At 35.0% G+C, this 24614-nt stretch carries 25 protein-coding genes; 18 read left to right on the top strand and 7 right to left on the bottom strand.

Annotated features, from left to right (window positions below; all coding sequences use genetic code 11):
* Nucleotides 1-14 precede the first annotated feature (14 nt).
* The 7 genes from Q0X52_RS01740 to Q0X52_RS01770 all read left to right on the top strand — a co-directional run bounded on the left by Q0X52_RS01740 (nucleotide 15) and on the right by Q0X52_RS01770 (nucleotide 7732).
* Complete coding sequence (locus Q0X52_RS01740; RefSeq protein WP_297574068.1) at nucleotides 15-839, top strand: transporter substrate-binding domain-containing protein; 825 nt, start codon at nucleotides 15-17, stop codon at nucleotides 837-839.
* Between the two features lie 76 nt (nucleotides 840-915).
* Nucleotides 916-1737 (top strand): transporter substrate-binding domain-containing protein, encoded by an 822-nt coding sequence (locus Q0X52_RS01745; RefSeq protein WP_297574070.1) that lies wholly within the window; start codon nucleotides 916-918, stop codon nucleotides 1735-1737.
* Between the two features lie 106 nt (nucleotides 1738-1843).
* Entirely contained in the window at nucleotides 1844-3775 is a 1932-nt protein-coding gene (locus tag Q0X52_RS01750; protein WP_297574072.1) for an ABC-F family ATP-binding cassette domain-containing protein, read from the top strand.
* Nucleotides 3776-3785: 10 nt separating this feature from the next.
* On the top strand, nucleotides 3786-5138 hold the full coding sequence (locus tag Q0X52_RS01755) for a sodium-dependent transporter (RefSeq protein ID WP_297574074.1): 1353 nt from the start codon (nucleotides 3786-3788) through the stop codon (nucleotides 5136-5138).
* Nucleotides 5139-5144: 6 nt separating this feature from the next.
* Nucleotides 5145-6326 carry a M48 family metallopeptidase gene (locus tag Q0X52_RS01760; protein WP_297574075.1) on the top strand — a complete coding sequence of 394 codons (1182 nt, stop codon included), beginning with the start codon at nucleotides 5145-5147 and terminating at the stop codon, nucleotides 6324-6326.
* Nucleotides 6313-7110 (top strand): peptide chain release factor N(5)-glutamine methyltransferase, encoded by a 798-nt coding sequence (gene prmC / locus Q0X52_RS01765; protein WP_297574077.1) that lies wholly within the window; start codon nucleotides 6313-6315, stop codon nucleotides 7108-7110. Before Q0X52_RS01760 ends, prmC begins: the two co-directional genes overlap by 14 nt.
* Nucleotides 7100-7732, top strand: a complete 633-nt coding sequence (locus Q0X52_RS01770; RefSeq protein WP_297574078.1) for a uracil-DNA glycosylase family protein — start codon at nucleotides 7100-7102, stop codon at nucleotides 7730-7732. The genes prmC and Q0X52_RS01770 overlap by 11 nt, the downstream gene beginning before the upstream one ends.
* Here Q0X52_RS01770 and Q0X52_RS01775 read toward each other — a convergent pair.
* Nucleotides 7718-8107, bottom strand: a complete 390-nt coding sequence (locus Q0X52_RS01775; protein WP_297574080.1) for a YbgC/FadM family acyl-CoA thioesterase — start codon at nucleotides 8105-8107, stop codon at nucleotides 7718-7720. The two genes, Q0X52_RS01770 and Q0X52_RS01775, sit on opposite strands and share 15 nt — an antisense overlap.
* The gene (locus tag Q0X52_RS01780; protein WP_297574082.1) at nucleotides 8097-8594 is read right to left on the bottom strand and encodes a DUF4149 domain-containing protein; all 498 of its coding nucleotides are present in this window, start codon (nucleotides 8592-8594) and stop codon (nucleotides 8097-8099) included. Before Q0X52_RS01780 ends, Q0X52_RS01775 begins: the two co-directional genes overlap by 11 nt.
* A 145-nt stretch (nucleotides 8595-8739) precedes the next feature.
* Between Q0X52_RS01780 and rpmH the strand changes: the two genes are divergently transcribed.
* From rpmH to purH, 8 genes are all read left to right on the top strand, one after another.
* Entirely contained in the window at nucleotides 8740-8874 is a 135-nt protein-coding gene (gene rpmH / locus Q0X52_RS01785; RefSeq protein WP_297574084.1) for a 50S ribosomal protein L34, read from the top strand.
* Between the two features lie 4 nt (nucleotides 8875-8878).
* Nucleotides 8879-9208 carry a ribonuclease P protein component gene (gene rnpA / locus Q0X52_RS01790; protein ID WP_297574086.1) on the top strand — a complete coding sequence of 110 codons (330 nt, stop codon included), beginning with the start codon at nucleotides 8879-8881 and terminating at the stop codon, nucleotides 9206-9208.
* On the top strand, nucleotides 9208-9537 hold the full coding sequence (gene yidD / locus Q0X52_RS01795) for a membrane protein insertion efficiency factor YidD (RefSeq protein ID WP_297574417.1): 330 nt from the start codon (nucleotides 9208-9210) through the stop codon (nucleotides 9535-9537). The genes rnpA and yidD overlap by 1 nt, the downstream gene beginning before the upstream one ends.
* Nucleotides 9538-11181 carry a membrane protein insertase YidC gene (gene yidC, locus Q0X52_RS01800; protein ID WP_297574088.1) on the top strand — a complete coding sequence of 548 codons (1644 nt, stop codon included), beginning with the start codon at nucleotides 9538-9540 and terminating at the stop codon, nucleotides 11179-11181. It begins immediately after the preceding gene.
* A complete protein-coding gene (locus Q0X52_RS01805; protein ID WP_297574090.1) occupies nucleotides 11178-11885 on the top strand; it encodes a Jag N-terminal domain-containing protein in 708 nt (235 codons plus the stop codon). Before yidC ends, Q0X52_RS01805 begins: the two co-directional genes overlap by 4 nt.
* Nucleotides 11882-13204 (top strand): tRNA uridine-5-carboxymethylaminomethyl(34) synthesis GTPase MnmE, encoded by a 1323-nt coding sequence (gene mnmE / locus Q0X52_RS01810; protein WP_297574092.1) that lies wholly within the window; start codon nucleotides 11882-11884, stop codon nucleotides 13202-13204. Before Q0X52_RS01805 ends, mnmE begins: the two co-directional genes overlap by 4 nt.
* A 92-nt stretch (nucleotides 13205-13296) precedes the next feature.
* Nucleotides 13297-15474 (top strand): phosphoribosylformylglycinamidine synthase subunit PurL, encoded by a 2178-nt coding sequence (gene purL, locus Q0X52_RS01815; protein WP_297574093.1) that lies wholly within the window; start codon nucleotides 13297-13299, stop codon nucleotides 15472-15474.
* 27 nt (nucleotides 15475-15501) lie between these two features.
* The gene (gene purH, locus Q0X52_RS01820) at nucleotides 15502-17034 is read left to right on the top strand and encodes a bifunctional phosphoribosylaminoimidazolecarboxamide formyltransferase/IMP cyclohydrolase (protein ID WP_297574095.1); all 1533 of its coding nucleotides are present in this window, start codon (nucleotides 15502-15504) and stop codon (nucleotides 17032-17034) included.
* A gap of 125 nt (nucleotides 17035-17159) precedes the next feature.
* On the opposite strand, the gene ftsZ is transcribed toward purH, so the two are convergent.
* From ftsZ to Q0X52_RS01840, 4 genes are all read right to left on the bottom strand, one after another.
* The gene (gene ftsZ, locus Q0X52_RS01825) at nucleotides 17160-18296 is read right to left on the bottom strand and encodes a cell division protein FtsZ (RefSeq protein WP_297574097.1); all 1137 of its coding nucleotides are present in this window, start codon (nucleotides 18294-18296) and stop codon (nucleotides 17160-17162) included.
* Nucleotides 18297-18307: 11 nt separating this feature from the next.
* Complete coding sequence (gene ftsA / locus Q0X52_RS01830; protein WP_297574099.1) at nucleotides 18308-19657, bottom strand: cell division protein FtsA; 1350 nt, start codon at nucleotides 19655-19657, stop codon at nucleotides 18308-18310.
* On the bottom strand, nucleotides 19650-21122 hold the full coding sequence (locus Q0X52_RS01835) for a peptidylprolyl isomerase (protein WP_297574101.1): 1473 nt from the start codon (nucleotides 21120-21122) through the stop codon (nucleotides 19650-19652). Before Q0X52_RS01835 ends, ftsA begins: the two co-directional genes overlap by 8 nt.
* A gap of 102 nt (nucleotides 21123-21224) precedes the next feature.
* Nucleotides 21225-21815 carry a class II aldolase and adducin N-terminal domain-containing protein gene (locus tag Q0X52_RS01840; RefSeq protein WP_297574103.1) on the bottom strand — a complete coding sequence of 197 codons (591 nt, stop codon included), beginning with the start codon at nucleotides 21813-21815 and terminating at the stop codon, nucleotides 21225-21227.
* A gap of 72 nt (nucleotides 21816-21887) precedes the next feature.
* On the opposite strand from Q0X52_RS01840, the gene rsmH reads away from it, so the two are divergent.
* From rsmH to rmuC, 3 genes are read left to right on the top strand one after another with little or no spacing between them, the layout of a single operon-like run.
* Nucleotides 21888-22808 (top strand): 16S rRNA (cytosine(1402)-N(4))-methyltransferase RsmH, encoded by a 921-nt coding sequence (gene rsmH / locus Q0X52_RS01845; RefSeq protein ID WP_297574105.1) that lies wholly within the window; start codon nucleotides 21888-21890, stop codon nucleotides 22806-22808.
* A gap of 1 nt (nucleotide 22809) precedes the next feature.
* On the top strand, nucleotides 22810-23055 hold the full coding sequence (locus Q0X52_RS01850; RefSeq protein ID WP_297574107.1) for a hypothetical protein: 246 nt from the start codon (nucleotides 22810-22812) through the stop codon (nucleotides 23053-23055).
* Nucleotides 23048-24049 carry a DNA recombination protein RmuC gene (rmuC, locus tag Q0X52_RS01855; RefSeq protein WP_297574110.1) on the top strand — a complete coding sequence of 334 codons (1002 nt, stop codon included), beginning with the start codon at nucleotides 23048-23050 and terminating at the stop codon, nucleotides 24047-24049. The genes Q0X52_RS01850 and rmuC overlap by 8 nt, the downstream gene beginning before the upstream one ends.
* Here the strand turns inward: rmuC and Q0X52_RS01860 are convergent.
* The gene (locus Q0X52_RS01860; protein WP_297574112.1) at nucleotides 24046-24543 is read right to left on the bottom strand and encodes a hypothetical protein; all 498 of its coding nucleotides are present in this window, start codon (nucleotides 24541-24543) and stop codon (nucleotides 24046-24048) included. The two genes, rmuC and Q0X52_RS01860, sit on opposite strands and share 4 nt — an antisense overlap.
* Nucleotides 24544-24614: the final 71 nt, after the last annotated feature.

Here is a 24614-nt window from a genome sequence, read left to right on the forward strand (position 1 = left end):
TAAAAGGAGTAGTGATGAGAAGATTATTTCTAATCTTATCTATTTTTTCTGTGATCTCATTTGCTAACACATTTGATCAGATTAAATCCAAAAATGAGATAAGAATAGGCGTAAGAAAGGCTTTTGCGCCACTTGGTAGTTATGATGGTAGCAATTTTGTAGGTTTTGAGGTAGAACTTGCCAAAAGCATATCAAAGAAAGTATTTGGCGATAATATTAAGATTACTTTCATTGGAATGGATGCAAAAGACAGAATTCCAATGCTTGAAAAAAATCAGGTTGATTTAGTTATGGCAGCCTTTGCAGTCAATAACCAAAGAAGGGCTAAAGTTGATTTTTCTATACCATATCTTACTACAAATATGTCTGTATTATCCAAAGATAGTGGCAGTTTAAAACAGCTCTCAGACTTTAAGGGTAAAAGATTGCTCTATATAAAGGGAACTACAAATGATACTTATATCCAGGAAAATCCAGTTATGTTTTCATCAATGAACCTTATTACTTGCGAAAATTTAAATGACTGCTTTAACAATCTAAAAGCAGGAAAAGCCGATGGAATATTCCACGTTATTCTCTCTTTGGGAGCCATTCCTATACTTGACTCAAGATATACAATAACAGTTCCAATAGTAGGTAATCACGACTTTGTTGCTGCAGCAGTTTCTAAAGGAAACAATAAACTGCTAGATGCAGTCAATGACTCAATTTTCAAACTATCAAGTGAAGGTTTTTTCAAAAAAGCTTATGAATCAACTTTTACAGTCTATTATAAAGGTACATTGGACAAAAAATATTTCTTACTTGATGATGTTTATAGACAATTTATGTTAAATTAGATTTTTTTTATTTATCTTTAACAATTTTTAGTTAGAATAATGGCTATTTAAGATATAGATAAAGGAACAAATTTAAATGAAAAATTTATTTATCATTCTCTTTTTAGCCATACTCTCTTTTGGTAACACAATAGAGCAGATTAAAGATAAAAATGAGATAAGGATTGGTATAAACAAGTCATATCCACCATTTAGCACCTATGAAGATGGCAGATTTGGCGGTTTTGAGGTTGAGTTTGCTAAAGAGATTGCTCAAAGAATATTTGGCAATGATATTAGTATTGTTTTTTCACCTCTTAATGTAAAAGAGCAAATTCCGATGCTTATGGAAAATAAGCTTGATTTAGTTGTTGCAACTCTCTCTGTAACTAACGAGAGAAAAAAACTCATTGATTTTTCTATGCCATATTTTTCTGAGCAATTAGCAATAGTTGCCAAAAAGAGTGAGAAGATTAAAAGATTGAGTGATTTTAGATATAAAAGATTGCTTTTTGTTCCAGGAACTGCTGCAGAGGAGTATATCAATAGCAATCCAAACGAGTTTTCTGATATCCAAACTATAGAGTGTGAAGATATGCAAGAGTGTTTTATGAAGCTAAAAAGTGGTGCAGCAGATGGATATTTTCATAGCTCTTTGTCTGTAGCTATCGTTCCTATCATAGATCCTCAATACAAAATAGCTGTAAATACAGTAGGCAGTCCAAATTTTATAGCTGTTGGTCTAAGCAAGGGCAACACAAAACTTTTAAGAGCTGTAGATAAAGCAATACTTTCGCTTAGTAAAGAGGGCTTTTTCAAAAAGGCATATGATCAGACATTTAATATTTACTACAAAGGAACGCTAGATAGAAAATATTTCTTGCTTGATGATATCTACAATGTTTTTACAATAAATTAAGCAGAGTTCTCTCTTTTGCTTTGTGGTTTTGTAGCTTCTTTTTCAAAAATATTTTAGTAAATTTAGCTATAATTGCGGGTTAAATGTATTTGAACGGGGAGAGATTTTGGCACTAATAGATTTAATAGATATAACCAAAAAATTTGGCTCCAAAACAGTTTTAGATGGAATAAATTTATCCATCAAAGAGGGCGAGAGAGTTGCCATCATCGGACAAAATGGTGGTGGTAAATCAACTCTTATGAAGATTATTTGTGGTCTTTATATTCCTGATGATGGAAGAGTTATAAGGCAAAACAACTTAAAAGTTGAGATGCTTATGCAAACGCCTGAGTTTAATAGCACAATAACTGTCAAAGAGGCGATTCGCAAAGAACTTGATGATATTTTTTCAATTTTAAAAGAGTATCATGAAGTTCTTTCGCTTACACAAAAAGATCATGAAAACAAAGAGCTGCTCAAAAGGCAAGACGAGCTTGTTAAACAGATAGAAAGTCTTGATGCTTGGAATATCGAAAACAAAATTGAACGTGTTATGGAGAATTTCCGCTTAAAAGAGTATGAAGATAGGCTAGTTTGCTCGCTTAGTGGTGGAGAGATAAGGCGAGTTGCACTTGGTGGGCTTATACTGAAAAATCCAGATATTTTGCTTTTGGATGAGCCAACAAACCATCTTGATGTCTATATGGTTAAATTTCTTGAGGAGATGTTGCTACTTTCTGGCAAATCAATAGTCTTTATCTCACACGATCGCTACTTTATAGAAAAAATTGCAACACGAACGGTTGAAGTAGAAAATGGTGCAATTAACTCATTTGATGGCGGTTATGAAAACTATCTCATAAAAAAACAAGAGCTTCTAGCCTCACTTACCAAGTCACACGAAACTTTATTAAAACAGCTAAGAGCTGAAGAGGAGTGGCTAAGAAAGGGAGTCAAAGCAAGGCTTAAGCGCAATGAGGGACGAAAACAGCGTGTTTATGATATGAGAGAGCAGGCCAAAAGAAATCCTGGAGTTTTAAAAAAGGTTAAGCTAGAGCTAAAAAGAGCTACAATGAGTTTTAATAATACCACCATAACTCAAAATAGACGTAAAATGCTCTTTGAGTGCATAAATATAAGTAAAACTTTGGGTGATAAACTGCTATTTAAAAATTTCTCAACAAGGATTTTGCAAGGTGAGAGGATTGGTATAGTTGGTGCCAACGGAATGGGAAAAACAACACTTTTAAAACTTTTTTTAGGCGAGCTTGAGCCAGATAGTGGAGTTATAAAGAGAGGCAATGTAAAGATAGGCTACTTTGATCAAAGAAGAGAAAATATTGACGAAACAAAAAGCTTGATAGAAAATTTTTGCCCAAATGGTGGCGATCATATTATGGTTAGAGGTAGCTATATGCATGTTTATGGCTATCTTAAAAACTTTCTCTTTCCAAAGGAGTTTTTGGATAAGCCTGTTACCACACTTAGCGGCGGCGAGAAAAACCGCTTAGCACTTGCCAAACTCTTTACGCAAGATTTTGACTGTTTGATACTAGACGAGCCAACAAATGACCTTGATATCTCAACTATCAATATATTAGAAGAGTATTTTATGGATTTTGATGGTGCTATACTCATTGTTAGCCACGATCGATACTTTGTTGATAAGATTGCAAATAAGCTCTTTATCTTTGAAAATGAAAAGATAACTGAGTCTCACATTAGCTACACTGAATACCTTGAATATGAAGATGAAGTAAAAGAGCTTGAAGAGATTTTCCAAGAGGTAAAAGAGAGTAAAACTATACAAAAAGAGCGAGTTAGCAGCCAAAAACTTAGCTATAGACAAAATAAAATCTTAGAAGAGTATCCATCTATGATAGAGGAGATTGAAAATCGCATAAAAGAGCTAGATTACGCTCTTTCAACTCCTGAAATTTATCAAAAAGTAGGCATTCAAGAGCTTTTTGAGGAGCTTGAAGAGAAAAAAGGCGACCTAAATCGTATGGAAAATGAGTATTTTGAAGTTTTAACAATCCACGAGAGTTTAAAATAAAAGGAGAGAGATGAAAAGGCAGACTTGGAGTTCTCAACTAACTTATATATTGGCAGTGGCTGGAGCTACTATTGGCTTTGGCTGTACTTGGAGATTTCCATATTTGGTTGGAGAAAATGGCGGCGGAGCCTATGTGCTTATCTTTTGCCTAGCGATGATTGTTATTGGAATTCCGATGATTTTGGTTGAAAATGTTATTGGCAGACGCTATCAAAAAAATGCCGTAGATGCTTTTGGTGCTGGCCCATGGAAGATAGTTGGCTATATGGGGCTAATTGGCGCTTTTGGAATAATGTCTTACTATATGGTTATTGGCGGCTGGGTTTTAGAGTATATCTACAATATTCTTACCTCTAAATTGGACCTCTCAAGCGGAGAGATAACAAAAGAATTAAGCACTCAAGTCTATGCAGATAGCATTGATAACTCCCCTTTTAAAGTGATTTTGATGACCTTTTTATTTGTTCTTATAAACTACATCATCTTAAAAAAAGGTGCAGTCAAAGGGATAGAAAATGCCGCAAAAGTGCTTATGCCGCTGCTTTTTTTACTAATGATTATTATGGTAATTAGAAATTTAACTCTTGATGATGCCATGAAGGGAGTTGAGTTTTATCTCATACCTGACTTTACAAAGATTAATACAAAGCTCTTCATAGATGTTTTAGGGCAGGTATTTTTCGCACTTTCACTTGGTTTTGGTGTAATGATAACAATGTCTAGCTATCTTGACAAAAAAACAAATCTTGTAAAAATTTCTGTTATAACAGGAGTTTTAAATACCTTTATAGCAGTTCTTGCTGGCTTTATGATCTTTCCATCACTTTTTAGCTTTGGACTTGAACCTGCGTCTGGTCCTAGCTTGGTCTTTAAGACTTTGCCATTAGTATTTTCCAAAATCTTTCTTGGAAATATCATAGCGATACTCTTCTTTTTGCTCTTAATGCTTGCAGCACTTACCACTTCGCTTCCTATCTATGAGGTGATAATTACAGTTATTTGTGAAAAGAGCAAGATGTCTAGAAATAGTGCAATCATCCTAACCCTTGGAGTTATTTTTGTCTTAGGCAACATCCCATCAGCACTTTCTAGCAATATTTTAAGCGATGTAACTATATTTGGTAAAAGTATCTTTGATGCATTTGATAGTATAAGCGCTACCATATTTTTTATAATGACCTCTCTATTTTGTGCCATCTATGTTGGCTGGGTGATGAGAGATGATGCAAAGCAAGAGCTTAAATTTGGCTTTGATGGAAGTAATAAAATTGTAGAAATTTGGTATTTTTATGTCAAATTTATAATACCTTTTGTAATACTTGCAGTCTTTGTAAGTAGTTTTTATGACAACTTTTTAAAGTAGGGGCAGATGATCTATTTTGTTATTGGGCTTTTTGTTGCATACACGGCTATTAAGGTTTTTTTGGAGCTCTTAGAGCTAAACTACATCAAAAAAGAGAAAAACAGCCCTGTTATACTCGATGAAAAAGAGTATAAAGAGGCAGCTTTGATAGCTATAACTAACTCCAAATTTAGCATAGTACAACTTATTTACTCGCTTTTGATTGCTCTTTGTTGGGTTCTTTTTGGTCTTAAATTGCTCTACTTTTTTGGCGATGGAACATTTTTTGTGCTCGCATTTTTGATAATTGGTGCTTTGCTAAATATCCCATTTTCCATCTATGAAAGATTTGTCAAAGACAAGAAATTTGGTTTTTCAAACATAGACGCAAAAACCTATATCCTAGATACCATAAAGACATTTGCACTACTTATTGTTTTTGGTAGTGCTATCATATGGACTTTGCTATTTTGTATAGAAAAACTTGGCGCTTTGTGGTGGCTTTGGGCATTTGTAGTTAGTTTTTCTATCATCATAGTTATAAATATCATCTATCCAACCATCATCGCACCGCTGTTTAACAAGATGACACCGCTAGAAGATGGGGAACTTAAAGAGCAGATAGAGCAGCTTATGCAAAAGTGCGGATTTAAAAGCAATGGGCTTTTTATTATGGATGCAAGTAAAAGAGATAGCAGACTCAATGCATATTTTGGCGGTCTTGGTAGTAGCAAAAGAGTTGTATTGTTTGATACCTTGATAAAAAAACTTACTATAAATGAAATTTTAGCAGTTTTAGCCCATGAGCTTGGGCATTTTAGACATGGCGATATCTATAAAAATATCGCTTTGATGGGAGCTGTTTTGTTTGCTATGTTTTTTATAGTTGCGCATATTCCGACATCATTTTTTGAAGTTATTGGGCTAAGAGAAGGCGCTTCGTCTTATCTCATCTTTTTTCTGCTCTTTTCGCCTCTATTTAACATTTTGATAGAGCCGCTTCTCTCTTACTTGAGCCGAGAAAATGAGTTTGGAGCAGATGAGTTTAGTGCCATAAATCAAAACAAAGAGGATATGATAAGCGCTCTTAAAAAACTAGCTCTTGAAAACAAGGCCTTTCCAAAGGCACATCCGCTCTATGCAGCTATCTACTTTACTCATCCAACTCTGTATGAGCGAATTACAAAGCTTAAAGATGACGCTATTTGAAGGGCTGAAATTTATAAAAAAACAGAGCAATGACTATGTTACAAGAGAGCTTTTAAGTTTTCATACAGGATTTTCCAAAGAGGAGCTTCTTTTAAATTTAGACAAAGAGCTAAACAATAAAGAAGCTCTTTTTGCACTTTTGAATCGCTATAAAAACTACGAACCACTTGAGTATATAACGGGTAGAGCGGAGTTTTTGGATAGAGAGTTTTATGTTGAAAAGGGCGTTTTAATTCCACGTTTTGAGAGTGAAATTTTGGTAAAAAAGAGCTTGGAACTCATAAAAAAAGAGAGTCTTAACTCAGTTTTTGAGATAGGGATTGGAAGTGGAGTCTTGAGTATCTCTTTAAAGCTTGAAAATGCTAATTTATCGCTCTTTGCAAGTGATATTAGCAAAACTGCACTAAAGGTTAGCAAGATAAATCAAGATAAATTTCAAACAGATATTTTGCTTTTTGAGGGAGAGTATTTGGCAAATTTTTGTGGCAATGTAGATCTTATCATCTCCAATCCACCATATATAAAAAATAGCTACAAGCTTGACGAATATGTTTTAAATGAGCCAAAAGAGGCGCTTTTTGGCGGAGTTAATGGAGATGAGATTTTAAAAAATATCATCGATATAGCAAAAACAAGGGCTAAATTTTTAATATGTGAGATAGGATATGATCAAAAGCCCCAACTTTTGGAATATCTAGAAAAAAGCGGCTTTTCCTCCACATTTTACAAAGATTTGCAAGGCTTTGATAGAGGTTTTGTTGCAAGGAATAAATTTGCAATATAAAGATGAGTTTTTAAAACAACTGCTTTACTATAAAGCATTTGGGTATAAATTTATAAACCCATCAAAAGAGGGTGGCAGTTATAAAAAAGAGTTTGACCAATTTATAAAAGAGATTCAAAGTTGTCAGCTTTGTCAAAATGCAAAAAGTAGAAGCACGATCTTTGCACCTACAAAGAGCAAGGCAGATATAATGCTAATTTTTGACTCTCCAACCAAGCTTGAAGATAGTAGCGCTAAATTTTTGCAAAAAGATGAGATAGGCGACTTTCTAAACAAAGAGGGGATTTTTGACTTTTATACAACATTTTTGCTTAAGTGCTACAACAAAACTCAAAGTGTGCTCTCTTATAAAAAGTGCTATCCATATATCTATGATGAAATTTGGCTTTTAAAGCCCTCTTTAGTCATTACATTTGGGCAAAATGTAGCTAATTTTTTATTGCAAAATGCCAAGTTGCCATCACTGGAGGTGATTCATGGCTCGCTATTTAACCTAAGTTTTGGTCACGTTATCCCGCTTTTTGATCTGCACTATATCAGACAAAATCCAAGTAAGAGTGAGCTTTTCTACGATGATTTGAAAAAAGCTATCACTCTTTATAAAAAACTATCTACTAAGTAGCTCAACGATATTTTGTGGAATTTTGCTAAGCTTTCTCTCCTTTAAGAAGGCAACTTGAATATCGGCACTAAAGGCAAGCTCGTTTAAACTAGCACCACTTTCATCCTCTACTCTGTAAATTTCTTGATGTAGCGTCATATTGGTCTTTTTAAGCTCTTTTAAGCTGGTCTTTATCTCCAATATATCGCCTAAATATGATGGTTTGTGATATTTAGCCTCTAGTTTTGTAACAACAAAAAGTTCATTTTCGCCAAAGGCCTTTATTTTGTTTTCAAAGAAAAACTCACTTCTTGCCATCTCGCAAAATGAGATATAGTTTGCATGATAGACTATTGCGCCAGCGTCGGTATCTTTATAATAGACTCTAATTTTCACTTTTAACCTTTACTCTCTTTGGAAATCTCAAAAAATAGAGCAGCGCTTGCAAAATAACCATGATTTTCATGCACCACTCACTAGCACTATGGATAGCATGAAATGTCTCTGTTGTCGTGGCTTTGGCTCCAGATTTTTGAGCTTCTACTATATAGTCTGTGAAATATAGTATAAAAACAAGTGCTAAACAAAGGTGAATAAGTGCTATCATAAGTGTAGAAAATCTAAGATTGAAACTCTCAGCTCTGTTGTTATTGAAATTTACCATCTCATAGACAAGTATAATGACACTAAGGGCTAACAGGGCTTTATTGTAACTTATAAATATAGCAGTCATTAGCTGTCCGCTTTGAAAATGGCTAAGCACGCCATCGCCCAAAATCTCCTTTGGAAAAAATAGCGTCGGTGCTACGATAATTCCCATTAAAAGTTCAGCGCCAACAACTGCCGCAATTAAAAAAAGATAAATTTGTTGTATTCTTTGCATAATCAATCCTAATATAAATTTATAGTCAATCTTACAATAATTTGTTAAATAAATCTAAAAAGGCTACTAGCTCTATTTAAATAGCTTTTAAGCAAATTTAAGATAGGATTACGGTTTGATTATTTTAAATTTATAAGGAAAATAGATGAAAAGAACATATCAACCGCACAACACACCAAGAAAGAGAACTCACGGTTTTAGAGTTAGAATGAAGAGCAAAAATGGTCGCAAAGTCATCAATGCTAGAAGAGCAAAAGGCAGAAAAAGACTTTCAGTTTGAGTAGGTGAATTTGACCAAATTTGAAAAGATAAGCAAAACACCAGAGTTTAAATTTATCTATCAAAATGGCACAAAATGGCATAGTAGAGTTGCAGTGGTCTATTTTTTAGCAGATACAAAAAGTAGATTTGCAGTTGTTGCTAGCAAAAAAGTTGGCAAAGCAGTCATACGAAATAGAGTTAAAAGAAGATTAAAAGTGGCATTTACGCAGATACAAAATGAGTTAAAAATTGGAAATTACATAGTAGTTGCAAGAAATGAAGCTGCAAATGTTGAGTTTAGTCAGATTGTTGGCAACTTAAGATGGTCATTTAAAAGGCTTGGTCTTTTATGATGAGAGCTTTTCTACTTTGTCTTATTAAGTTTTATCAAAATTACATTTCAAAACTGCTTCCAAACTCGTGTAGATACTATCCAAGCTGCTCTGAATATGCCATCTGGTCTTTTTCACATCAAGGTATATTGAGGGCATTTTACTCAACATTATTTAGAATTTTAAGATGTAATCAGCTATTTAAAGGTGGCATTGACTACCCAAAGGTTAAATTTATCAGCAAGAAAAAAAGTCCGTTTTTTTATCTACAAGAGCCAAAATTTTGGCTAATTCCAACAGATAAAAACGGCTGTTATTATGTTATAAAAGCTATTTATAAAGGACAATAAGTGCTAGAAAAACTTTCACTTCAACAAAGAATGATCATAGCGACTGTGCTTGCATTTGCATTTTTTATAGGTTATGATTTTTTTTATCAATCAAAAATAAGAGCACAGATCGATCAAAACCAAACCATTGCTAGCGAGCAAAAAGCAGCTCCTATAGAAAATCAAGCTATAAAAGAGCCAACTATCGATAAAAGAGAGATTACAAAGCAAAACCAAAGTTTGCAGAGTGAGCCTTTAGTAAAGATAAAGTCCCCTCATTTTCACGCGACAATAGACTCTCTTGGAAGAATAAACTCTTTTATTCTTGATGACGCTGTCTATAACAACGATGATGGCGCGCAAATAGACTTGGTAGATGAGTCATACTCTCCGCTTCCGCTTGAGATTAGATTTACTAACAGTGATTTAAATAAAAGAGCTTTTGATACGCCATATAGAGCAAATATTAGCTCGCTAGATACCTCAAGTGGTTCGCAAGAGCTAGTTCTTACTCAAGATTTAGGCGAAGTTATAGTTACAAAAAGAGTGAAATTTAAAGCAGATGGTAGCTATGAAATAACTCTAAATTTAAACAAAGATGTTCCATACTTTATAACTCCAGGCTTTAGACCAAATATAGCAGTTGATGGCTTTACTGTCCATGGTGTTCTTATAAAAAAGAGCGATGATAAGCTAGAGGTCATCAAGGATAAAAAGGGCAAAGCCTCAGAGAGCTTTTTGGCATCACAGATTGTTGCATCATCTGATCGCTACTACACTGCACTAATGTATGATATAAATGGCAAGGGACTTGACGCTGTTATTGCGCTGGATAGCGAGAAAAACACTCAAGTCTTTATCAAAGGTAGGCAAGATTTTAAAGCTGGTGGATTTATAGGACCAAAAAATCAAAAGCTTTTAAAAAGCATAGATAGTATTTTGGTCGATGTCATTGAGTATGGTTGGTTTACCTTTATTGCAAAGCCTATGTTTGCCTTGCTTAGCTTTTTTTATGGATTTGTAGGAAATTGGGGCTGGTCTATTGTAGTTTTGACTATTTTTATAAGAGTGCTTCTATTCTATCCTACTTATAAGGGCATGATCTCAATGAATAAGATGAAAGATCTTGCGCCAAAACTAAAAGAGATTCAAGAAAAATATAAGGGCGACCCGCAAAAAATGCAGGCAAATGTGATGGAACTATATAAAAAACATGGCGCCAATCCAATGGGCGGATGTCTTCCGATACTCATTCAAATACCGATCTTTTTTGCTATATATAGGGTTTTGTTAAATGCAATAGAGCTAAAAGGTGCAGAGTGGATACTTTGGATAACAGATCTTGCTAGCAAAGATCCATGGTATGTTTTGCCAATTTTCATGGGACTTATGATGTTTTTACAGCAGCGCCTTACACCGACAACATTTACAGATCCAACTCAAGAAAAAATTATGAAGTTTCTGCCATTTATCTTTGTCTTTTTCTTTATGGGATTTCCGGCAGGACTTACACTTTATTGGTGCGTAAATAACACATTTTCTGTTATACAGCAAGTTTTTGTAAATAAGATCTTTGCAAAACAGAAAGAGGAAAAAGAGCTAGAAAAAGCTCAGCAAAAGGAACAAAAAGAGATAGAAAAAGCACAGCAAAGGGCAAAGAAATGAAAATAGAGGCAAAAACTTTACAAGAGGCTTTTTCAAAAGCGGCTCATGAGCTTGAGTGTTCTGTTACAGAGCTTGAGTATGAAGTTATTCAGTTTCCAAGTAGCGGCTTTTTAGGTTTTTTTCAAAAAAACGCCATTATTGAGATAAAAAATGGCGGCAAAAAGGGAGCTTTAACAAAGAGTTTTGAGAAGCCAAAAGAACCAAAGCCAAAAAAGATAAAGAGAACAAAAGCTCCAAAAATGGAGATAAATGAAAAGATTATAGATGAGATTTATACTTCTCTTAAGAGATTGTTGGAGGCAAGTTGTTTTAAGATAGAACTTATTGATATTTTTAAAAGCGATGAGAATGAGCTTACTATCAAGCTTGACGGAGAAGATGCAGCTTTGGTTATTGGCAAAGATGGCAGACGCTATAAAGCACTTCTTTATATGTTGCAAAATTGGCTAAATTTAAAGTATGGGCTAAATTTAAGACTTGAGTTATCTAAATTTTTGCAAACTCAAGAGGAGATGATTGCAAAATATTTAGAGGGTATTATTGAACGCATAAATACTAGCGGCAAGGCAGCTACAAAACCTCTTGATGGAATACTTGTAGATATTGCACTAAAGCAACTAAGGGAGAAGTTTCCAGATAAATATGTTGCCGTTAGAAATGGAAAAGATGGTAAATTTATCATAGTTAATGACTTTAGAAAATGAATGAAACAATAGTAGCAAATGCAACAGCCGACGGAATTGGCTCTATTAGCATAATACGAGTTAGTGGAAGTAGGGCGTTGGAGTTTGCTACAAAGATTACAAAAAGATCTTTCAAACCGCGCTATGCAACTCTTTGCAATCTCTACTTTGAAAATGGAGAACTTTTGGATGAGTGCATAGTTATCTATTTTAAAGCCCCTTTTAGCTTCACAGGGGAGGATGTTATAGAGTTTCAGACTCATGGCGGATATATGATTGCCAACCTTATCGAACAAAGAGTCATAAATTTGGGCGCTAGACTTGCAAGGGCTGGCGAATTTAGCAAAAGAGCCTATCTAAACAACAAAATGGATCTTGCAAAGGCAAGTGCAATAGCCTCTATCATCAATGCAAGAAATGAAGATGCTATTAAAATTTTAATGCGAGTAATGAGCGGAGAGCTTAAAGAGTTTGTTGATACTCTTAGAGCTGAGCTTGTAAAAACTTTGGCATTTGTGGAGGTTTGCATTGATTATGCTGATGAAGATCTTCCAGAAACGCTTTTAAAAGATGCTAGCTTGATGCTTAGAGAAAATATAGAAAAATTGGAGCAAATTGTTAAGATAAGCATGCAAAGAAGAGGGCTTATTGATGGCTTTAAGATAGCTATCGTTGGCAAGCCAAATGTTGGCAAAAGCTCTATTTTAAACTCTTTATTAAAACTAAATCGCGCAATCATAACAGATATTGAAGGGACAACAACCGATAGGATAGAAGAAAGCCTTAAAGTTGGCACTCATCTTGTTCGCATTATAGATACAGCGGGCATTAGAGAGGCAAAAGGTCTTATTGAAAAGCTAGGCATTGAAAACTCTATCAAAGCGATAGATGAGGCAGATATTATTGTGGCTGTTTTTGATGGAAGTAGGGTAGCTGATAGCAAAGATGAGAAGATTTTAGAGCTACTTAAAAAGAGTGGCAAAGAGATAATCTATCTTTTAAATAAGGCCGATTTAGAGTTTAAATTTGACAAAAAACTAACCAATCCTCTGCAAATATCTGCCAAAACCAACACAGACCCGCTTTTAGAGAGACTAAAAGAGGTGCTAGATAGCAAAAATTATGATGGACTTTTGCTAACTGCTAGCTATCAAATAGACTCTTGCATAGATGCAAAGGAGCATTTACAAAAAGCCAAAGAGTGGCTAGATGATGAGAATTTAGAGCTTTTTGCAACTGAGATAAATTTATCCATCGATAGTATCTCTTCTATCACAAGACCATATCAAAGAGATGAGATTTTAGATGAGATGTTTGGCAATTTTTGTCTTGGAAAATAGCGGCTGTTTGTCTAAATTTGGTTATTGTTCTTTATATAATTTTTTAAACTAAATTTAACTAAAATAATAGAAATTTCATAAGAGAGGCGACAATGGAAAAAGAGGTTATCGATGCACATAAAATTAGTGATGATGAGTATAAAAAAATAGTTGAGATTTTGGGGCGTGAGCCAAATTTACTTGAGCTTGGAATCTTTTCTGCTATGTGGAGCGAGCACTGCTCTTACAAATCAAGCAAAAAATATCTTCTTAACTTCCCTACAAAAGCACCTTGGGTGTTGCAAGGTCCTGGCGAGAATGCTGGTGTTATTGATTGTGGCGATGGAGTTGCAGCTGTTTTTAAAATGGAAAGTCACAACCACCCAAGTTTTATAGAGCCATTTCAAGGGGCAGCGACTGGTGTTGGAGGTATTTGCCGAGATATCTTTACAATGGGTGCTAGAGTTGAGGCAAGTATGAACTCACTTCGTTTTGGCGATATAGAAAACAACAGATACCAAAGATACCTTGTAAAAGGTGTAAGTGATGGAATATCTAGCTATGGCAACTCTCTTGGTGTGCCAACAATTGGCGGCGAGACAACATTTGATGAGAGCTTTAATGGCAATATTTTAGTCAATGCCTTTGGGCTTGGCATTTGTAAAAGTGATGAACTTTTCTATGGCAAGGCAGAGGGCGTTGGAAACCTTGTTTTGTATGCAGGTAGCAAAACTGGACGAGATGGTCTTGGTGGCGCTGTTATGGCAAGCGATAGCTTTAGCGAAGAAAACAACTCACTTAGACCTACTGTTCAAGTTGGAGATCCATTTGTTGAAAAGCTTCTTATGGAGGCTTGCTTAGAGCTTTTTAAGAGTGATTGTGTGGTTGGTATCCAAGATATGGGCGCTGCAGGACTTACATCAAGTAGCTTTGAGATGGCTGGTAGAAGTGGAAGCGGAATGAAGCTCTACTTGGATAAAGTTCCGCAAAGAGAAAGGGCAATGACACCTTATGAGCTCATGCTTAGTGAATCTCAAGAGAGAATGCTTATCTGCATAAAAAAGGGCAGCCAAAAGAGAGTTAAAGAGATATTTGAGAAGTGGGAGCTTGAAGCTAAAATCATTGGAGAGGTTACAGATAGTGGCAAGATGGAGCTTTTCTGGCATGATGAGTTAGTTGGAGAGATTCCTATAGATCCACTTAGTAAAGCTGCTCCTGTTTTAAATAGACCTACCAAAAAACCTGCATATTTAGATGAAATTGCCAATCACAAAGGCAAAAAAGTAGCCATTAACAACCAAGAGCTATTTTTAAAACTTTTAAAAGATCCAAATATTCTAAATAAATCCTACATCTACGATAAATATGACGCATTTGTTGGGACAAATACAGTAAAAGCTCCCGGCTCTCTTGGTGCATCAGTTTTAAGAATCAAAGAAAATGGCAAGCTCTTATCCATGGGAATGGAGTGCAATACCAAAATGAACTATATCGATCCATTTGTTGGAGCTGCTTTGGCTGTTGCAACAGCTGGTAGAAAAGTGGCGATGAGTGGCGCAAAACCACTTGCGATAACTGATTGTCTAAACTACGGCAACCCTGAAAATCCAGAAGTTATGTGGCAATTTATGATGGGATGTGATGGTATAAAAGAGGCTTGCACAAAGTTAAATACGCCAGTAGTTAGCGGAAATGTGAGTCTGTATAACGAGACTGATTTAAAAAGCATTCAGCCAACTCCTGCGATAGCTTGTGTTGGTATAAATGAAGGTAAAAATTTACCATCTACCTTAAAAGAAGGCTTTGAAGTTGTCCTTATAGGCGATACTAAGGGAGTTTTTGCAGGATCACTTTATCAACAAAAGGTCTATGGTGAGATTTTTGGTGTATTACCAAAGATAGACTATGAAAAAGAGAAAGCACTTTGGGACTTTGCAATAGAGGCAAACAGCGAAAATCTACTTGGCTTTGCAAACTCTGTTGGAGTTGGCGGAGTTGCTATAACTCTTGCAAAGATGGCGGCAGTTGGCGATGTCGGTGGGGAATTTAAGATGGATTGTAAAGAGGAGATAGATATATTTGATGAGAGCTTTTCAAGAGCCATTGTTGGCGTGAAAGAGATGGATAAATTTCAAAAACTTATGAAAAAATATGGACTATCTTGGCAAGTTTTGGGAAGTTGTAAAAAAGAGTCCAAATTTGTGCTAAATGATGTAGAGATAGAGCTATCTAAGTTAAAAGAGCTCTATTTTAATGAGTTTAAAAAGATAGTCACAAAAGATCTTATATAAAAAGCAGATTAGATTGAAAGGATTGTTATGAGAGCTTTAATAAGTGTTAGTGATAAAAATGGGGTGGTTGAGTTTGCAAAAGAGCTTGATGAACTTGGATTTGAGATACTTTCTACTGGAGGGACCTATAGACTTTTGACAGATAGTGGTATAAATACTATCGAAGTTAGTAAATGGACAAAAAGCCCTGAGATGTTTGAGGGAAGAGTAAAAACTCTCCATCCAAAGGTGCATGGCGGCATTTTATACAAAAGGGACAATCCCATCCATCAAAAAGAGGCAAAAGAGTTTGGTATTGAAGGTATTGACCTAGTTTGCGTAAATTTATATCCTTTCAAGGCTGCTACAAAAAGAACCGATGATTTTGGCGAGATTATAGAAAATATTGATATTGGCGGACCAACAATGGTTAGAAGTGCCGCTAAAAATTTTAAAGATGTTTTGATAGTTACAGATGTAAAAGACTATGATAGAGTTATTGAGGCTTTGAAAAATGAGAGTGATGATTATGAGTTTAGAAAAGAGCTTATGATAAAGGCATTTGAGCATACAGCAAGTTATGATAGCATGATAGCAAACTATATGAATGAGCGATTTAATGGTGGTTTTGGTGCTGTTAAATTTATCTATGGTAGTAAGGTTTTTGATACAAGATATGGCGAAAATCCTCATCAAAAAGGTGCGCTTTATCAGTTTGAAGACTTTTTTAGCAAGCACTTTAAGACACTTAAAGGCGAAGCAAGTTTTAACAATATGACTGATATTCACGGTGCTTTAATGCTTGCTAGCAGCTTTGGAAAAGAAAAGGCAGTAAGCATTTGCAAACATGCCAATCCATGCGGATTTGCCATAAGAGATACACTTTTAAAAAGCTATGAAGCAGCACTTAGGTGCGATCCAATCTCAGCATATGGCGGAGTTGTAGCAATAAATGGCACGTTAGACAAAGAGCTAGCTCTTAAGATGAAAGAGATATTTATTGAGGTAATTATTGCTGCAAATGTAACAGATGAGGCACTTGAAGTCTATAGTGACAAAAAGCGAACTAAGATTTTTAGTCAAGAGAGTGACTACTTGGTGCGTGAAAATGATAAATATGACTTTAAGTTTGTAGATGGCGGATTTGTCTATCAACAAAGAGATTATGTTAAAAAAGATGAAGTCAAAAACTCAAAGCAAGTTAGCAAAAGAGCAGCGAGTAAAGACGAGTTTGAGGACTTAAAGATGGCGTGGCAGATAGCTGCACTTACCAAATCCAACTGTGTTGTCTATGTCAAAGATAGAGCGATGGTCGCCATTGGTATGGGAATGACAAGTAGAGTAGATGCTGCAAGAGCGGCAGTTACCAAAGCAAAAGATTTAGGAATTGATCTTTGTGGCTCATCTTTGGCTAGTGAGGCTTTTTTCCCTTTTAGTGATAGCATAGAGATTGCTGCAAAAGCTGGCGTTAAAAACATTATCCAACCAGGCGGTTCCATAAGAGATAGCGAAGTCATAGATGAGTGCGATAAGCACAATATGAGTATGTATTTTACAGGCATTAGGCACTTTTTACATTAAGATTTTGGAGCTAGAAGAGATTTATTCTTCTAGCTATTTGAAATTTAGATATTTAAATGGTAGTAAATTTTAGGCATTTGGTCTAAATGTGAAATTTAGACCAAATTTGAGTGGGTAAATTTGAATTAGTCCATACGATTTCTATAATAGCTTGGCTTCTCCAACTCATCATAGATATCATCACTATTGAAGTTTTCTCCGCTTATTTTTTTAAGTCTTCTTTCAAAATGCTCTTTTCTAATATCTTCATTGGTCGGCTCAGGCTTTGCATTGTCTTCTAATGCTTTTTTTTCTTCAAAACCTGTTGCTATGAGAGTTACTTCAACTCTATTGTTTTTAAGAGTTTCATCATAAGTTGTTCCAAATATAATATCAGCCTCTTCATGAACTAAATCCCTAGCCATTGTCATTGCCTCAGTTATATCATAAAATGGGCAGTCAGGGTGAAATTTAAAGTGTATAAGTAGTCCCAAAGCACCCTCTATATTCATCTCATTTAGAAGTGGAGAGTCAATAGCATCTTTTAGCGCCTCTTGTGGTGCTTCATCGCCCTCACTCACGCCAAGACCCATAAGCGCTAGTCCTCTATGTGACATAACCTTTTTTACATCTGCAAAGTCAAGGTTGATATTGTCATCGCCTGAGTCAAGTATGATAGAGCTCATTCCAATTACTGCTCTAGATAAGACATTATCTACTGTTTTAAAGCAGTCTTTGATGCCACCTTTTCTATCTATCAAAGAGATGAGTTTTTGGTTTGAAACTATGATGATGGAGTCACACTCTTTTTTGAGCTCCTCAATTCCCTCAAGTGCCAACCTCATTCTCTTTTTGCCCTCAAAATCAAAAGGCGTAGTTACAACTCCAATTGCCAATGCTTTGTTTTCTTTGGCAGCTCTTGCCACTACAGGAGCAGCTCCAGTTCCAGTTCCACCACCAAATCCAGATGCAATAAAGACAATATCAGAGTATTCTAAAGCATCTTTTATTATGTCGTAGCTCTCTTCAGCCGCCTCTTTGCCAAGATCAGGATTCATACCTGCGCCAAGACCTTTGGTTTTCATAGCACCTAGTTGGATTTTGGTTTTTGCAAGAGATCTATCAAGTGCTTGTGCATCTGTATTTGCAACTACCATCTCAACTTTGTCAAAACCCTCTCTTATGGTGTGGTTTACCATATTTCCACCACCGCCTCCAACGCCAATGACCTTTATTTTGGCTCCATATACGCCTTTGTTGTCTTCTACACTAAATCCACTCATAATTTACCCCTCTAAAAAGATTCTTTTATTTTGTTTATTATTGAATTGATAATTTTTGTTATAAAATTACCACCACTTTTTTGATCGTTATTTTCTTCTATTACTAAGTTGTTATAGTTTTGCTCATTTTGACTATTTTCTTTATCTGCTAGAAGTTCGTTTTCACAATCTAACTTTCTAACTTCATTTTTATATCTAAGCTCTGCATTTGAATCTATCTCATATGGCGTAAATTCGCCAGCCCCATAAAGGCAAAGACCTATAACACAACTATTTGCAGGATTACTAGAGATCTCATAAAGTCCATCTGCTTGACGCGGTGTAGCCACTCTTACAGGTAGATTGTTAAAGATAGCAGCGGTTAGCGCTCTTATATCATCTAGTTTTGCCATTCCACCTGTTAGAACGATACCTGCACCAAGCTTATCTATAAATTTGCTCTTTTCAAGCTGAGCTAAAAGTATCATCAAAGTCTCTTCAATCCTAGCATAGATGATATTTGTGATGATATCCATACTAACATTTGTCTTTTTGTTTTCGTTGCCAAGAGTTGATAGCTCGACATTTTTGCAGTTGGCATCGATGAGTTTTGAGTAGCTAGTTTTGACATTTTCAGCTTGCGCCAAAGGTGTATGAAGGGCTTTTGATAGGTCATTTGTTATGTTTGATGAACCGATAAGCAACACATCATTATGTACAAGCGAATTGCCAATATGCACCACCATATCACAAGTTGAAGCACCCATATCAATGACGCAAACTCCAAGCTCTTTTTCCTCTTTTGTAAGAGTTGCAATAGCTGATGCATAGCCAGATAGCACAATATTGTCTATCTCAACTCCAGCCATTTGAACGGACTTTTCAAGATTTTTGATTGAGCTTTTGGGCGCTGTTACTATATGAACTCCAACTTCAAGTCTAGAGCCACTCATTCCAAGTGGATCTTCTATGTGATCTTGCTCATCAACTTTAAATTTATAAGGCAAAATATGGAGTTTTGCATAGTCATTTGGTATGCTAGCATTGTGTTCAGCCATCTGTATAGCACGTCTAATCTCAGCCAAACCAATCTCTTCGTTTGGAACGTTTATAACGCCTGCTGATTTTGTATATTTGGTATAGGCGCCAGATATAGAAACAATTGCCTTATCATATCTAGTGCCTGAGCTTTTTGTAGCCTCTTTTACAGCTTTTTTTATCGCTTTTGAAGCTTGCTCAATATTTGTAATAACACCCTTTTTAATGCCAGTAGTCTTTGCTTTACCAATGCCACATATTGTAAAGTTATCATCTTCAAATTTGGCTATATTAGCCTTTATCTCATATGAGCCAATATCTAGCCCAAGTACAAAATCACTCAACTTTACCACCTTTATAATATCTTTCTATAGGATATCTTTTTTGTAAAGAGTCCAAAAGCTCGCCTAGTAGCTCACTATCCTTAACAGAGCTAACTTTGCCAATCATCTCATTTTTGTATTTGTTAAATTTCTCCTCATTACCAAGCTTTTGATCTGTTATTTTATATACGATTGCTTTAGTGTTGCTAAGCGGAACAAAGCCCTCCATCTTGTCGCCATTAAAAACTGTTGCTAAAAAGTGATATGACTCATCGCTGCTTAGTCCATCTACACTGCTCTCAACATCAACAAACCCTAAGTCCTTGCCTACAAAACCCTCTTTTAGAGTCTTTAGAGCAGTAGCTTGGAGATGTTGCAATAAAAGAGTATTTTGCAAATCTTGCTTTGCCTGCTCTTTTGCACTATCAAACTCTTTAACCATAGGCTCATTTATCTTTTTAACTTCAAAGATAAGGTATTTGTCGTTGTAGATAATTGGTTTTTTGAGCTCGCCAACTTTGCTGTTTGTTAGCTCGTCTATTGGAAAGTTCTTATCATCTACATAGATTTTCATCTCTTTGTTGAAAGTTAATTTTTCATTTTTAAGATCTAAATAGAGTTTTAGTGCATCGCTTTTGCTAGCATTTAGTCTAAAGTCCTCTAGCACTCTCTCTTTTACCTTCTCAAAAGGCAATATCTCATCACTTGTTTTATCTATATAGAGATTTTTGTTGCTAGAGTAGAAATTTTCCAACTCATCTTTGGTTGCATTTAGCTCTTGTGGCTCAAGCTCATAAGCTGCTATCTCATAACTTTTTGTTGTTAGGTAGTTGTTTTTATGCTCATCCCAAAATTTTTTTATCTCATCTTCGCCAAAAGAGATCTCATTTGCATTAATATCTATCTCTTTTATCTCAACTCTATCTTGCATAAAAAAGACAGAGTTAAAGAGCTCTAACTCTTCATTGGTAGGTGGAGTCATAATGGCGTTATAAAGCTTCATTAGAGCGACAGCTTTTGCTTGAGAAGCTTCAAATTCCTTTGCTTTTTGGCCACTCATTCTAAGAAAATAGTGATAACTGTCTAGGTCAAACTTGCCATTTTTGGTAAATGCAGGTTGTGCGGCGATAAATTTAACAACTTCATCATCGCTTACCTCTATACCCAAATCTTTGGCAAGATTTAAAAGTAACGCCTCTCTTATAAGTTCATTTAGAGCGATTTGATCTAGTCCCATCTCTTGAGCTAACTCTTTGTTAAATTTGCCATCACTCATCTCTTGATAGCTGTTAAAAAGCTGGCTATATCGTTGGTTTAGTTCAGCGCCACTAACTGTTAGTTTTCCTATCTTTGCAACAGATGTTGCTCTTGCTTTGTTAAAATCATATGAACCCCAACCAACCAATCCAGCACCAATAAAGGCTATAGCACTTATCCATATAGTTGGTATGAGATAATTTTTTCTTTTTTGCATCCAATTAATCATCAATCACCTTTTGCTAACAAAAATTTACTAAATTGTATATAAAACTATCTTAAAATAGCTTAAAGTGGGAGTGCTATCTCTAAATTTTTTTACTAACGTTAGTTAGTTGTTTATCAGGTTTTTAAGCAGCAGCAACTTGCAACTATTTTCAAGCAAAGCAACGTTTTTAGCCAACTCATAGAGAGTTCTTGCATAGGCATAGACGCCATAACCTCTAATAACTATTATGTTTGTTTGATTTTCAATCATATATTTATATATTTCAAATGGGGCTCTTTCATACCAATCATCAATCTGTTTCATATCGTAAATTTTAATCTTTTTGAAATTTAAATAACCAAAATAGTCTTGCGGATAAATTTTAGATGAGACTAAAGAGTAGGCTATGGTGTTAGCGGGCATTGCATAGCAGACAAATTTAGCTTCTGGAATGTTTTTGTAGATATTTAGATGAATATCGCTATCAGAACTTGCATCATTCCATCTATAATCTTTTTTTGTATAAAGAAGTATCATATCTTCAACGCTAAGGCTGTCAAATATAGCATCTTTTTTGTTGATTATAAATTTATTGCTATCTATTTTTCTTGAAATTGAGCCATGAAAAATACCAAAAAATCCCTTTCTAAACATAGATAATGAGACATTTTTCATCTCAACCAAAGAGCTTTGAAAATCAGAAATTGACTCCATAAGTTTAACCTTTTTAGTAATATTTTGCTATTATACAAAAATCAGTCAAATTAGGATAATATAGGATAAATTTTGCAAATACCTCACACGCCAGTTTTATTAGATGAAGTTGTTAAGGCGTTTTTGCCTGTCAAAGATGGTCTTGTTGTTGATTGTACTCTTGGATATGGCGGACATACTTTGGCACTTTTGAATAGCTATCCCAATATGAAAATAGCCGCCTTTGATAGAGATATTGAAGCTATAAATTTCACTAAAAAAAGAGTGGCTAACTATCAAGATAGGATAACCTTTCATCATCAAAGATATTCACAAATTTTTAAAGAGCTTGATTTTGGCAGAGTTAGTGGAGTATTGGCAGATATTGGGCTTTCATCTTTGCAAATAGACAAAGACGGCAGAGGCTTTGGTTTTGGCAGCAGTAAGCTTGATATGAGAATGGATCAAAGTGACTCTCTTAGTGCAAAAGAGGTTGTAAATGGCTATAACAAAGATGAGTTAGTTAGGATATTTTGTGAGTATGGTGAGATACCAAATGCCCATATAGTGGCAGATAGGATAGTTAAATACCGAGCTAACAAAGAGATTGTTAGTTCAAAAGAGTTAGCAGATATTGTAAATGGCATAAAGATACAAAATAGAAAATTAAAGATGCAAACTTTAGTATTTCAAGCCATAAGAATAGAGGTAAATAGAGAACTTGATGAGTTAAATGCCCTTCTTGATGGTATAGAAAACTCGAGTATCAACAACGCCATAGTTGCTATCATAACTTTTCACTCTCTTGAAGATAGAGTTGTAAAAAATAAATTTAAAAAGTGGCAAACAAGTTGTATCTGTCCAGAGTTTGCCATTAGGTGTGAGTGCGGGAATAACCATTCTATCGGCGAAGCAGTTACCAAAAAACCACTTAGACCATCACCTGCAGAGTTGGCGTCCAACCCAAGAAGCAGCTCTTCAAAGCTTAGAGTTTTTCATATAAAAAGGGGCTAGTTTGAATGAGAACTTGACTATCAGAGATCTAGCTATTGCCTATCTTATCGTTGGCTCTATCTTTATCTTTACAATACCAGTTATTTCAATCAAAAATGAGATCTATCTTTTGAGCAGAAGTATCTTTGAACTACGCACTCAAAAAGAGGTTTTGATAGAGGAAAATAGGGAGTTAAAGCATAAAATTGAGTTAATAAGATATAAGCAAGATATTTTAGATCAGCTTAAGGTTGATGAGTATGAGTGAGTTAGTTTTTGTTAGTTTGGTGGCAGTTTTTTCTATCGTTATTTTGCTTTTTGGTCTGTTTAGTTGGCAAAGTAGAAAAAAGTTAGATGAGCAAATTTGGCGCAATCAAGAGCTACTTAGAGCAATAAATGAAAATATATCAGATAAATTTGTAGATTTTAGCAGGGATTTTTTGACCTCAAACTCAAATATAGATTTAAAACTCAACTCAAATTTGAAAAATATCAACTCAAATTTCACTCTTATGGCTGAAAAGATTTCAAGACTAGACGCCCTCTCAGAGCTAAATTTATCACTAAAAGATGAGCTAGTTAGGCTAAATAAACTCTTTTCCAACCCAAAGCACTTTGGGACAATAGGTGAGTTTGAGTGCCAAAAGATTTTAAATTTCATCTATGGTGATGATAGACGTTTTTATAGCACTCAGCAAAGACTTCCAAATGGAACTATTGCTGATTTTGCACTTATTGTAAGCAAAGAGAAGCTTCTTTGTATTGATTCAAAGTTTTCACTTATTGCCTATAGCAAGATTTTAAATACAGATGATAAAAAAGAGCAAGAAGATGCCAAAAAAGCGCTCTTTGCAACCATAAGAAAACAGATAAAAGATGTTTCAGACAAATACATCATAGAGGGCGTTACGCTAAATTATGCCTTGATTTTTATACCAAGTGAGGCGATATATAGCTATATTTGTTCCCAAGATGAGGAGATTTATAATTACTGCTTTAGGCATAGAGTTTTTTTAGCCTCGCCAATGACCTTTTCAAACATCATCTACACACAAAAGTCAGTAAGAGGGACAGAGCTTATGGCAAAAAACATAAAAGAGGTAAAGGGACAGCTACACAATCTCTCTGTTTTGTTTGATGGTTTTATAAAAAATAGCAACGAGATAGCACGTTACGCAACAAGACTAAACGATGCCATAGTTTTGCAACAAAAGAGTGCAACAAAGATAAAAGAGAGTTTTGAAAAGATAGAAAAGCTCTAATCTTCCTTTACAATCCTATCCAAAACATACTGCTCCAAATTTGTTCTTTGAATCTTTTTTTGTAAAGCTTCATTGTAGATTAGCTCTACCTTGCTTGAGTATTTTTCATATGGAAAGTATGGAAAATGAAGCTTCCAAGCCTCTTTTATAAGCCTTTTTGTAAGCTCTTTTCTAGCCCACGCCTTAAAAACATCAAAAAATATAAAGATGAAAGATGTGATAAGTATGGTAAGGATGATAGAAAAATGGACATTTATCTTAGTAAAATAGCGGTGAGTTATGAGAAAAAATGGCGCCAAAACAGAGAGGCAGAAAAAGCCAAAAATCACATATGACTTGCCATATAAAAAGCGGAAGTTAAGTTTGCTAGGATCTACAAGCATACCCTCGTTAAACATAGCATTTGCCTCTAACAAATCTCTAAAAAGCACAGGTTTTTTAGAGATTACAAACATACTGCTGACAATTTTATCTTTTAAGGTTTTTTTATCCATATTTTGCTTCTTTTTTTGTCTTTTATTCTATCAAATATTTTTTTAACTGGACTGAATTTTATAATTTTTGA

Source organism: uncultured Campylobacter sp. (assembly GCF_947255105.1).
Lineage (GTDB): Bacteria > Campylobacterota > Campylobacteria > Campylobacterales > Campylobacteraceae > Campylobacter_B.